We start from the raw sequence: 11,650 nt of genomic DNA on the forward strand, positions 1-11,650 counted from the left end.
CCTCCACCGCGATTGTCAGCGCCAGGTCCTCCAGCGGCACGAACGGCGCGGGGAAGGTGCATCATAATTCTAGGCGCGCCGGCGCAGCGCCCAGGCGGAATTCCGACGCTTCGCCGAGCGACAGGTGCGGGTCGTGCCAGATGACGTCGAGCCTGTCGGAGTCGGCATAGATTGCCTAGTCGTAGAGCTTGGTGAATGAGGTTCGACCCTACCCGCCAGCGACGTCTCCGCCAACACGACCTCCGGACCAGTCCCACACCGCCGGTGGCAGTTAAACTAGATCGCATCCAACACGTCCCTGCATTTTCTCGGGGTCCACAACCACGCGCCAAGTCATTCCCACAGCGAACCGTCGGATCAGACGCGAACAGCGACGCGGCGCCGTGTGCGTCCCAAAGACCATCGCACTGCGATTGGTGATGATGCCGCAAACAGAGCAAATCGCGTGCCGAAGTGAAATCGCAGGCTCAGCGGGCACTTCCTAGCGGCGCGTAGTGTCAGGTTACTGACATTGAGTCTCAATGCCGACAACCGGCGGAGCAAGTGCCCGACAAAGCCCTGTTCGTGCGCTGAATGTGAGGAGCTGTCCTTGCGCGATATTTCAAGCATCCGGATTGCCTGCAACAGGCGTGGTTTGCTGGAAACCACTCCGATGTCGGCGGCAACGATCAGGAAAATGAAACCCGCTCTCCGACATCTCGCCGGGTCGGATGGGCATGCGACGCGGAAGCCGCAGGGTCGGGTCGCCGAGCTTGGGAACCTACCTGCCTTGGTAGTTCGCGCACGCGAAATGCGACTGGTATATTCCATATCGTGCATACGCTCCAACTAGCGACATGCTACCCGACTTTGCCCTGTCGAAGTAGGTAGTCGCGGGAAAAGCCGGACGATCTGCAAGCGCGTTCGGTTTTTTCTTTGTTAGGTTCTTCCCTCAAATAATGCGGTGAATGGACTATCAGCGGGCGCGTTGCTATCTGCTACATGCGAACGAAATAGAAAGGGAGACCCGACACACGGGTCAGAGTTCCGGGTATCACCCTTCAAGTTGAAGGAAATTGGATTGTTTGCGCCGTCGCGGAAGGCGATGAATGGAACTCTTCTCGCTTTGCCATGAATCTTACATCCTCTCTAGTTGAGATATTTCTAAAGTATCATCCTTGCCGATTGTCGTTCGAGGCGTGACAGGAGAGAGCGAATCTGCTTCTTCCTAATCAAAGCATTTTGGAAGACGCCAATATGGATGAAGCAGAAAACGACCTGCGTTTGATCGCCGTTATGCGGCGCTACTTCGCTGTTAGGGACGAGCTGGCAGGTTTGAAGTCCGCGCTTGAGGACAAGCGAAAAGCGGCGGGAATCGCGGTCGGCGAATTTTATCACGTGCGCGCCGACAACCAGCATGCAAAGGATGTAAGTCGCACCGTCGCGCTGAGACGGGAGCTGGAGTTTCTGATGAGCCTTGCCGAAGGCTGGTCCCGGGGAGACATCATTCATCTCGCCCCATCAGCCGAATGATCTGGCAAGCGCCGATGCTGCGGCGTGTCCTGTCGGGTTAGGAACGACCCCTCGCCGGGTCGCTCCTCCCTAAGACCGTACGCGCAGTTTCCCCGCATACGGCTCAAGCCTCCACTAGGCCCTGTTTGACCAGAGCCGCCAGTTCCTGTTTATCGGCAGAGTGGGCGGTTCCATCAGGCCGATCCGTAGTTTCCGAGGGCAGACCACGCCTGCGGCGAAGTAGCGGTCCCACATCGGATCAAACGGATTCGCTTCGGCCCGGATTTTGCGGTGGCGACGAATAGGAACGTCGGGTGTATGGAGTAACCGCCGGAACGTGATATTTCCGGCAGTATCCTCGACTGCTGCGCGGAATACCCAGTCTCGCCCTCGCTATCGGCCCAGTGATCGGATGCGGCGCCATGTGAGGACTGCGTCTGGACCCGGAGGCGAGATTGATTGCTGGCGGGAAGCGTTAGCGGCTCAACCCGAAAAATAATGGCCATCCGAGTTCGCGAGCTTTCGGAAAGGCGAGTCAAGGAATCCGCCGGGATGGAAAATGGTCTCTGCGCTTGCTGCGGGAAACGCCATCGTCCTTGCACCTTCGGAACTGCGGCCGTTCTCCATACCTCTACATCCCGACATCGCCAAGTGAGATTTACGGAATCGACCGCCGCCGGCGGCGCGATCATGAAACGATCGCATCCACCCAAATCAAACTGATGACGCTCGAGCTCGGAGGCAAGAGTCTTCCGCGGACTTGAAGGTCGCGGCCCGCTTCGTCGCCCGCTTCGGCAGGCGTTGCGAGCGTCGCGGACGTTGCTCGTCGACATGACTTGGTGCCGCAGCGGATTTACACCTGGCGCCGGCAGTTTGCGAAGAGGGCAGAAGTGCCCGGTGACGATTGGGCCAAGCAGCGAGTTTGAGGAACGCCAGAGACATGCCGGCCGCGAATTGTATTCATTCAAACAATCAATTTTACGCAGCGCCCCGAACGCCTTAAAAATTGCAGGACAGATGGAGTCGAACGAAACCTGAGCGGGTAAGTCATTGAGTTCGCTGCCCGCGAGCTGAAGACGACCGGGGAGTCTTCAAGTCCATCCGCAGATGCGTGCGACGGACGTAAGTTCGCAAGACGATATCACCTTTGTCGAGGTCGGCTAAGCAGCTAGACCTTTCCGGCCGATTGTGCCAACTCCCGACCAGGTTGAGCTGTGTGCAATCGGGGAGTCCTTTCGGGTTTACGGCACCTGCTAGAACGTGTGTGACGGCCGCAAGGGAGCATCATCTTTCTAACCGGAAAGTTCCCGCTGAGGGAAGTTTCCGGGGAGTGTGTTGCATCGCCCCGCCTCCGATTGTGACAGCGGCAGAACTCGACACGACGCACCAATTATCGATCACCTATTGCAGCCTCCGATTACGACGAAATTTGGCTTCAAACACGATTGAGGTGAGGCATGTTGTATAACTTCCTGCTTGCGTCCTGGGGGACGTCGGGTAATCTGGGCCCGTTGCTGACTGCAGCTCGACAACTGCAACGGGTTGGCCATAGCGCCCGCATTATGGCTGATCCAGAGATGCGGCGTGAAGTGGCTGCGGCGGGTTTCGACTTCGTCTCCTGGCGGCGTGCCCCGATGGGGATCGACGCGGATCCTGCCTGCTTTTCAGACATGCAGGACTGGTTCCAAAAGGCGGTGTTCGGCCCGGCGCCAGCCTACGCAGCCGACGTCCAGGATGAGATCGGCCGCATACCGACGGATGCTGTCATTGCCATCGATATGTTGTTTGGTGCCGTGTTGGGCGCCGAAGCCGCTGGCGTGCCGATCGCAATGTTGTCACCCCATGTGAGCCTTCGCCCTTTGCCAGGAATTCCGCCGGCCGCCAGCGGATTGGCGCAGCCGCAGACGCCAGAAGAGCGGATCGCGATCGCGGCGGCGAACGAAAATTGGGCTTGCTTCCTGGACCAATTCCTTTCGCTTCTAAACGAGGCGCGTGCCGGCCTCGGCCTGTCCGGTTTGGCCAGGACGGTGGATTTATTTGAGTGTGCCGATCGGTACTTGCTGGCGATCAGCCGGACCTTCGATTTTGAGGCCGACCTTCTACCGGACAACGTTCGTTATGTTGGGCCACTGCTGGAGCAGCCAAATTGGTCAAGGAGCTGGAAGGCGCCTTGGCCTGTGGACGCCAATCGACCTCGTGTGCTCGTCGCCTGCAGCTCCGGCGCTCAGGGTCAAGACGACTTGGTTCAACGGATCATTTGCGCATTGGGTACGCTGGACGTGCACGCGGTGGCGACCATCGGACCTCATGTTGACGCGGGGAAGCTGGTCGCCCCCGCGAACGTGCATCTGTTGCACGGCGCTCCGCATGACACAGTGATGAAGGAAGTCTGCCTTTTGATAACGCAGGGCGGCCACGGCACCGTCAGCCGGGGGCTGATAAACGGTCTACCGCAACTGGTGCTCCCCAACGGGCGCGACCAGGGGGATAATGCTGCACGAGTTGTGTCGAAGGGAGCTGGTCTTCGACTACCCCCGAGTGCTAGCGAAGCCGAGATCGCCCATGCCGTCAGTGGCCTGTTACAGGAGCCGCGCTATCGCGATGCGGCGCGCCGCTTGGGCGATGGCATCAAAGCTGAAATCGCCGCCTCCGGTCTCATTGACGAATTGGAGGCTATGGTGGCAAATAAATCCATTGTTGGATCGGCGACCTGATGCGGGCGGCTTGATCGTGCATTCGGATTGTTCGATTTTATCGTCGGTGCGCTCAGGCATTTCCTCCATGGGTATTTAGGCACCGATATCTTTCCTTCGATGCTTGCCTACCGGGCAAGTCGATCTTCGTCTCCGGCTTGGTGCCGCTCACAGTTCATCATGTTCAAGTGCTGCCCCATTTGCCACGGGCATTCTCAACTGGATCAGTTTGCAATCGGCAAGCCATTGCTCTCGCGGTCTGAGTGCCGCGGGTCGTTCCCCTCTATGACACAAACACTCTACCCTTTGCTGGCGAGCCCAAAAAAGAGCCGAACCCCATGAATGTAGCCGAATCGAGCCCCGTCCTGATGAACCGCGCCGGGGTGTGCCTTGCGCACTTCGAAGCAATATCGGCTTCGCCCCTAAGTCCGCCGCTCGTCCTGATTCACGGCTGGACCGGCGATCACAGGATATTCACGCCGCAGATCGAATATTTTGCTAAAAGTCGGCACGTCATGGCGGTAAACCTCCGCGGTCACGGAGACAGCGACGCGCCGAAGCAGGAGTACACGATCGAGGATTTTGCTGACGACGTAGCGTGGCAATGCAGCGAGCGGAACCTGGTGAAACCGCTGATCATCGGCCACAGCATGGGTGGATCGGTCGCACTCGAGCTGTGCGGCCGCCATCCTGAGCTGGCCTCTGGTGTGGTGATGATCGATTCTATTGTCACGCCCCGGTGGGCGCTTCGCGACAGCCCCGAAATTGATCAGTTCCTGGATGCAATTTCGAGCTCAAACTATCGGGAGGTTTTGCGAAAAAACGCGTGGTCCATGGCCCTCGACTACGACGACCCTTCCAGGCGCGAGAGCATCCACAACACCTATATCCGCGCCTCGTGCGAGAAGACACCGCAGCATGTGGCGTATTCTGCAATGCGCAATTTCATCCTCAACTATGATGCGTCTCCTGCGGCAACGCGTTGCAAGGTCCCGATGGCCTACATCGCTGCCGATGTGCCGCTGGTGAGCGCTGCATGTGATCTCGACTGGCTAAAGGTTCGCTGCTCCCAACTCGTTTTGGCCAAGACGCTGTTGGCTGGCCATTTCAATACCATCGAGGTGGCTGACCAGGTAAATGCGATGCTCGACCGCTTCTTAGCAGTCGGCCTTAGGCCGCGCCCCACCACCCGGATGTAACGGATGTGCCTAATAGACTGGTTTGCGATGCTATGCCGACCGAGGCCAGCCGAATTCGTGTAGGGTCCGCTGTCGCGACCGACATGAAATCTGGCGGGGAGTGTAAAGGCGTTCTCAAGGCAAGCGGCGCTTGATCGTCGTTAATGTAACCGTGGTGCGGATTGCCCGGCACGACCTGTCATGCCATGAAAGTTTCGCCTCGTTGCTCGCCAAGCGGGCATTAGACCTGATCTGTGTTTCGATGACGCGCTCTATACCGCGGGTCGAACGGCCGGTTACAACAGCCGCACGCGCATCGCCCACAGCCGCACCATCTTCTTGTCATTTGACCGCTAACCATCGCCATCACGGCCGCATTTGCGTATTCGCCTGACCTTTGCGCCTCCTTGCAGGCGTGAATCGTACGCATGTTTCTTGGGAGGCTAGCGAGACGAAAATGGTCGCTCTCCGCTCCGTGACCAAATATGTGGTCGCTCGCCACCATCACCGGGCAGGGCAATCCATTCGTCACGTGATGGCCGACCAAGCACTCCTGAGAGCCTCGGCGAGGCGCACCTTCCCGCCCGTGCACTCAATACCAGGCCTGGTGACCTATGCGCGCCTTCGCCCTTGTGGGGAAATCAGTACGAGGATCGTCTCAGAGCCATATGGAAGTGACAAACCTGGAGCGGTTGCGACATTGCAGTGCGACTTATCCTACAAGGCCTTCATGCTCCCAAGCCTTTGATTCCAGAGGGTCAGTTCAGATGCGCTTGATTGGCACAGCTCTTGCCGAGACGAGAGGCGGAGCGGTTTGTTTCAACCGCTTGGACGTTGGATTTCGGCGAGGTAAATTATGCGCGGTACATTTCTGAATAGATTGGTGTTGGCTATGGTTTTGGCGATGGCATTCACCATGGCGGCTTCTGCCAAGGCGCCGATGACCACTGTTGCCAAGCCGATCGATTCCAACCCTAACAACGCTCCCAACGACGCCGCCGACCCTCGCGCCTATCTGAATGAGATTGACGGCGAAAAGGCGATGGTCTGGGTGAAGGCGCATAACCAATCAACCGTCAACAAACTGTCGAAAGATCCACGCTATGGCGAATATCAGGCTGACATTCTGAAGATCTTGCAAGCCACCGATCGCATTGTTCGGCCCGGCTTCGCGCATGGCAGCACGATCGACAACTTTTGGCAGGACGGCACGCACGTGCAGGGTCTGTGGCGGCGGACGAGCTGGGAAGCCTACAGGTCTGGAAGCCCTCAATGGCGCGTCATTCTCGATGTCGAGGCGCTGTCCAAACTCGAGGATAAGACCTGGGTGCTCAGAAGCGAGAACTGCCTGCCGCCCGTCGACAATCTCTGCCTGCTCAGCCTGTCTGATGGCGGCAAGGATGCAGATGTGGTGCGCGAATTCGACATCGCCAGGGGCCAGTTCGTTAAGGAAGGCTTCGTCCTGCCTGAGGGCAAGCAGTCGGCGACTTGGGTGGACGAGAACACCATCTACGTGACTCGGGAATGGACGCCGGGCGAAGTGACGGATTCCGGCTACGGCTACGTCACCAAGGTGCTGAAGCGGGGCCAGAGCCTCGATCAGGCGGTCGAGATTTTTCGCGGCGACAAGAAAGACGTCTCGTCTCGCCGCAGCGTGATGCGCGACATTGATGGCAAGTATGTGATGGACATCTCCTATCGCGACCTCGACTCGTTCAACACAGAACTAGCCTTCTACCCGAACGGTCACACCGATAACCGCAAGGTCGTTCTGCCATTCCCGACCACAGCTGCTTTAAGTGGCTACTACAAGGGCCAGGCAATCTACAATTTGAAGTCGGACTGGGCCTCGGCCAATGGCACCGTCTTCCACAATGGCGCGCTAATCGCTTTCGATCTCCGCGCGGCGCTCGCCGATCCGGCGCACGTTGAACCACTTGTGCTGTTCATGCCGAACGACCACCAGTCTGTCCAAGGGATTACCCAGACGAAAAATCATCTTGTGCTGTCGATCCAGTCGAATGTCAGCAGCGAGGTACGCAGCTTTGATTTCGGCAAGAATGGCTGGTCGTCCTTTAAATTGGCCCTGCCGGAAAATTCGACTTTGTCCGTGACGTCGAGCGACAATGAGAGCGATCACCTGTTCATCTTCTCGGAAGGTTTCCTCGAACCCTCCACCCTTTTTTACGCGGATGCTGCAAGCGGCAATGTCGAGAAGCTCAAGTCGAGCCCGGAACGCTTCGATGCTGAAGACCTGCAAGTACAGCAGTTCTGGGCGACCTCGGAGGATGGAACGAAAGTTCCCTACTTCCTCGTGGCGCGCAAAGATATTAAGCTCGACGGCACGAACCCCACCATCCTCTATGCTTATGGCGGTTTTGAAATTTCAATGCGTCCCACCTATTTGGCAACACTTGGCAAGTTGTGGTTGGAAAAGGGGGGTGCCTACGCGCTGGCCAATATACGAGGGGGTGGCGAATTCGGACCAAAATGGCACGAGGCCGGTTTGAAAACCCATCGTCAGCGTGTCTATGACGACTTCCAGGCCGTGGCGCAGGACCTGATCGCGAAGAAGGTTACCTCGGCACCGCATCTCGGGATCATGGGTGGTTCGAACGGCGGCCTGCTGATGGGCGTGCAACTGACCGAGCGCCCTGATCTATGGAACGCGGCCGTGATCCAGGTGCCGCTTCTCGACATGGTCAACTTCACCCACATGTCGGCAGGAGCCTCGTGGCAGGGCGAATATGGCAATCCGGACGATCCTGTCGAAGGCGCCTTTCTGCGCTCGATCTCGCCATATCATAACGTAAGGGCGGGTGTGGGTTATCCGGAGCCTTTCTTCGAAACCTCGACCAAAGATGACCGCGTCGGTCCGGCGCACGCGCGCAAAATGGCCGCCCTGTTCGAAGATATGAGTCTGCCCTTCTACTATTACGAAAACATCGAGGGCGGCCACGCCGCTGCCGCCAACCTGCAGGAACGCGCGCGCCTCTACGCGCTCGAATACACCTACATGTCTCAAAAACTCATGGACAATAAGTGAGCATGGATCCTCGCGATTGGAACGGATTTGCAATCCGGTTCGAGTAAAGGATCGGACCGTTGCCGCGTGCGTTTCTTTGGCGGCGGACACGCACGACAAAATCGGGTTGTATCAAGCCCCAATGCTTCTTCCGCGCTCAGAAGACCTATCTGGTCTTACGCAAGATCGCCTTACGTCCCTCGATAATTTCTTGGCACCGTATTTGCGCGAACTGATCAACCCAGGTTCGTTCCTATCGATCCGGCGTCCTGATCCGAATGCCGATCGACCGGAATTAGGACGAGACAACTGGAAAAACTGGAGACTGCTTTGGAGGATGCTTCAAAACACGCGCAGACGGCACTCGCCGTGCTCCGAATCGTTACCGCCCTGCTGCTCATTGAACATGGCGCCATGAAGCTAGCCGGATTCCCCGCGTTCGGCGTTGGCGGAGCAGGGGACGAAGCCAATTTATCCACTCTGATGCTGATTTTTAGCCTTCGGGAGGTGTTCGGCGGCCTGGCTGTGCTGACTGGCCTCCTGACCAGACCGGTTGCATTCCTTTTATCCGGGCAGATGGGCCTCGGCTATTGGACTACCAATTTCTCAGGCAAGAGCGCCTTTCCCGTGCCGAACGGCGGCGATGGTACGCTCCTGTTTTGCTTCATCTTTCTTTATCTGGCCTCTACAGGGCCCGGGGCTTGGAGCTTTGACGCAAAGATGAAGCGAATATGAGAGGGGCTTCGTGACTGCAGCGGGAAGAATCGTACGTCCGGAACCACCATCGTTGAATTCCCCGCTTTGGATCGTATCGGGAAGTCACCGTATGACATCTGGTCAGCAAACATGCTGAAGAGTAAGTGACGACTGACCTAGAGAAGCTCTCCTTCTTTATTCAGAATATACCACGAACTTATTGGGGATCGCGAGCGTCAACCTTTGCGGTTGACAATGCCGATTGCCTGTCGACATAGGTATACAACAACATTAGGTCGACAAGAAGCGGCGTCGAGGTGGAACCCGCCACGGGCGAATGCTAGTAGACGAAACCAAAAACAACCGCTCTCCGAGCGCCGTAATCGGCCAACCCTTCAGTCCACGCCTAAGAGGCGAAGGCGACTGAAGATCCTGAGGCAGATGTCATGCCTGCCAACACTCGGATAAGAGTGGAGAGGAAATAAACCGCCTCGTCACTGGAGGTTTCGGGCGCCGGGCAAGCTATGTTCAATTAAAAAATGGTTGTCGCAAGCTCTATGAAACTCGAGAGACGATCTTGTATGAACCGACAAGATCGATGTCGCTGGCACCTGGAGAACACATGATGGAAAATAGCGCCGATGATGCCGTTTTTCGATATTGCGGCTCAACGTTCGATAGCATGATCGAAACTCTCAGCGAGGTTTTCGGGACATTCGACGCTGAACTCGTAAGTCGCTCCCAAGAGTTCCATTGGGGGATCGATCTTTCGACTTGTGAAGGCGCCGTGTTGATTACCGGTTCCCATCAGGATGGGTTTCAGTTCCGCACGGAATGGTGCTCGGGTGCAACGGAGCATCTATCGATCGTGGTGCCGCGCAGCGGTGGCATGGGGGTTACGTACGGTCGGCGCACCGCCGAGGCAGCACAAGGGAAATTGCTGCTTTACCGGAATTTCGAGCCTGACGGCATCGTGATGCACGGGCAAGCCAATCTAATAGATGAGTTGGTGCTTGATTGGGCCTTATTCCAACGGACAATTTGCGAGACTTTTGACGTGCCTTTCAATGGCTCCCTTGACCTCCTGCCTGAGCTGGATCTGTCAACGCCAGTTGGCCGCACGATCGGCAATCTCGCCGAAACAATCATCGACGGAATGCGCGCTAATGGTCCGCTTTTGCAGTCTCCTATAGCCATGGCACATATTTCGCAGGCGCTCGCCGATGTGGTGATAAGGATGGTGCCTCATCGGCTATTGCATCTGCTGGATAAGAAACCCAGCATGATCGCTCCCAGACATGTTCGACGCGGGATCGAGTTCATGCGGGCCAATATCGACCAGCCGATTACAATGCCGATGGTGGCAGACGCAGCGGTGGTTTCCACCCGAGCGCTCGAAGCTGGTTTTCGTGCTTTTAAGGACATGACACCCGCAGCCTATCTACAAATGCTTCGGTTGCGGGCAGCACGGGAAGACCTGCTAGATCCAGAGAACCGCATGCTTTTGAAAGACATCTGCCTGAAATGGGGGTTCTTTCAGTTCGGGAGGTTTTCCGCAGTTTATAGGGCGCACTATGGAGAAAATCCGTCTGAAACAAGGAGAGGCGCTTGCGGGTTGCATTCTTTTAGCGCCCCGGGACGAAAAAAGATTGGCTGGAAATGACGGACCGATTGTTTTCAAGGCGAAACGATCATGTTGGATTTCAACCGCTACCTTGTCTTCGTCATTCTTGCCATCGGTTCCACAGCGTTGGAACTCCCGTCAGTACGCGATAAAAAAATTAAGCCGCAGACCCGCGAATTGCGGACACACTGTATCGGCACAAAACGAACGTCCGGTGTCCGAACGTTGTTTCGATAAACGCTCGGTTGGGTCTGCACCCAGCGGTCAAATAACCAGGCCGCCGACAGAAAGTGAGTGAGACCTGCCAGGTTGAAGAGCACCAGTGCCCTACGAGGACTGGAATACCGCCGCTTTCAAAAAGACGTGGTCTCCTGTGGCGCAGTTTCTGCCCGCCAACCGCTTGTGCCGGCCGATATCCCCTTACTGTAAGGCGACGGCCAGGGTGGCAGCAGTCAAGAAGCATGACTCCGGCGGCTTGCCGATTACTGCGGCGGCTCGTGGATTGGCGATAGCCATTTGCGAAACGAATTGGTCTTATCCAAACAATCGATTTTCAATCGCCGCCGACATCGCATACGGCAATTACGTCGTTCCAATTCGTCGGAGCAATTCTAATGTACGTTCTCGATTTAGAGGAGATGGCCCAGTTCTTCGTGAAATCGTTCACGCTGGTTGCGATATTTGCTACGACATGCGTCGTACTCGAGGTGATCTTTCCGGCTTATCGATATAGCTTTGCCTCGTACGTTCGCGGCGCGCGGAATTGGGTTATTCGCATTGGATGCGGTGCTGTAATCTGGCACTTGTATGCTCTGGGTTTGCAATTGTTAGGGATTAAACCGCTCCTTCTTCTGTAACGGGCTGTCCCGAGTCAATCCCTTTTGAGCTTAATCCCTCGCCGAGTGCTTGCTTCTGTCCGCAGTCGACGCCGGGGTCGCTGCTT

General features: G+C 56.8%; 6 protein-coding genes and 2 pseudogenes. All 8 read left to right on the forward strand.

Going from position 1 to position 11,650, the window contains the following annotated elements:
- Positions 1 to 1,236: 1,236 nt before the first annotated feature.
- The 8 genes and pseudogenes from GGD46_RS32900 (at position 1,237) to GGD46_RS32930 (ending at position 10,746) form a co-directional block, all read left to right on the forward strand.
- A complete protein-coding gene (locus GGD46_RS32900) occupies positions 1,237 to 1,512 on the forward strand; it encodes a hypothetical protein (RefSeq protein ID WP_004120034.1) in 276 nt (91 codons plus the stop codon).
- A 529-nt stretch (positions 1,513 to 2,041) separates the two neighbouring features.
- Positions 2,042 to 2,240 (forward strand): annotated as a pseudogene (locus GGD46_RS34175) (aldehyde dehydrogenase family protein); the annotation flags it as partial.
- 66 nt (positions 2,241 to 2,306) lie between these two features.
- Positions 2,307 to 2,417, forward strand: a pseudogene (locus GGD46_RS34625) (transposase); the annotation flags it as partial.
- Between the two features lie 531 nt (positions 2,418 to 2,948).
- Positions 2,949 to 4,205, forward strand: a complete 1,257-nt coding sequence (locus GGD46_RS32910; protein WP_004120036.1) for a glycosyltransferase — start codon at positions 2,949 to 2,951, stop codon at positions 4,203 to 4,205.
- A 317-nt stretch (positions 4,206 to 4,522) separates the two neighbouring features.
- A complete protein-coding gene (locus GGD46_RS32915; protein WP_004120039.1) occupies positions 4,523 to 5,383 on the forward strand; it encodes an alpha/beta fold hydrolase in 861 nt (286 codons plus the stop codon).
- Positions 5,384 to 6,218: 835 nt separating this feature from the next.
- The gene (locus GGD46_RS32920; RefSeq protein WP_004120041.1) at positions 6,219 to 8,408 is read left to right on the forward strand and encodes a prolyl oligopeptidase family serine peptidase; all 2,190 of its coding nucleotides are present in this window, start codon (positions 6,219 to 6,221) and stop codon (positions 8,406 to 8,408) included.
- 309 nt (positions 8,409 to 8,717) lie between these two features.
- Entirely contained in the window at positions 8,718 to 9,122 is a 405-nt protein-coding gene (locus GGD46_RS32925) for a DoxX family protein (protein ID WP_004120043.1), read from the forward strand.
- Positions 9,123 to 9,705: 583 nt separating this feature from the next.
- Positions 9,706 to 10,746: a helix-turn-helix transcriptional regulator gene (locus tag GGD46_RS32930; RefSeq protein ID WP_004120045.1), complete on the forward strand. Its 1,041-nt coding sequence runs from the start codon at positions 9,706 to 9,708 to the stop codon at positions 10,744 to 10,746.
- Positions 10,747 to 11,650 lie beyond the last annotated feature (904 nt).

Source organism: Martinezella lusitana, from assembly GCF_014207095.1.
Lineage (GTDB): Bacteria > Pseudomonadota > Alphaproteobacteria > Rhizobiales > Rhizobiaceae > Rhizobium > Rhizobium lusitanum_B.

What these genes read in the sequence shown, in the direction of transcription:
- GGD46_RS32930 (WP_004120045.1), top strand. Translation starts at nt 9,706, where the DNA reads ATGATGGAAAATAGCGCCGATGATGCCGTTTTTCGATATTGCGGCTCA.
- GGD46_RS32920 (WP_004120041.1), top strand. Translation starts at nt 6,219, where the DNA reads ATGCGCGGTACATTTCTGAATAGATTGGTGTTGGCTATGGTTTTGGCG.
- GGD46_RS32910 (WP_004120036.1), top strand. Translation starts at nt 2,949, where the DNA reads ATGTTGTATAACTTCCTGCTTGCGTCCTGGGGGACGTCGGGTAATCTG.
- GGD46_RS32900 (WP_004120034.1), top strand. Translation starts at nt 1,237, where the DNA reads ATGGATGAAGCAGAAAACGACCTGCGTTTGATCGCCGTTATGCGGCGC.
- GGD46_RS32915 (WP_004120039.1), top strand. Translation starts at nt 4,523, where the DNA reads ATGAATGTAGCCGAATCGAGCCCCGTCCTGATGAACCGCGCCGGGGTG.